This window comes from Azospirillum griseum (genome assembly GCF_003966125.1).
GTDB classification, from domain to species: domain Bacteria; phylum Pseudomonadota; class Alphaproteobacteria; order Azospirillales; family Azospirillaceae; genus Azospirillum; species Azospirillum griseum.
This window is the reverse complement of sequence record NZ_RXMA01000175.1, coordinates 1-272: the sequence shown is the minus strand read 5'-3', so window position 1 is coordinate 272 and position 272 is coordinate 1. Positions and strand designations below refer to the sequence as shown.

Here is a 272-nt window from a genome sequence, read left to right as displayed (position 1 = left end):
GGTCGGGCAAGAGCGGCTACGTCAAGCAATCCAGCCTGGCCACGGCCCGCAGCCGCGAAGCCCAGAATGTCTGGACGCTGGGCGCGCAGTACACCACCGGCCCGTTCACCGTCGGCCTGGGCTATCTGAACGCGCAGGACGCCGGCAGCCTGACCACCACCGGCAAGCTCAAGACCGAGCTGTACACCATCGGTGCCCGTTACGTCGTCGCCCCCGGCCTGTCGGTCGGTCCGGAATTCGACCACTTCAAGATCCGCTCCGACGTCGCTGGC

1 protein-coding gene is annotated in these 272 nt (G+C 67.6%); it reads left to right on the top strand.

Going from position 1 to position 272, the window contains the following annotated elements:
• Positions 1-272, top strand: a 272-nt coding sequence (locus EJ903_RS26675; RefSeq protein ID WP_126620834.1) for a porin, incomplete at both ends; no start/stop codon positions are given.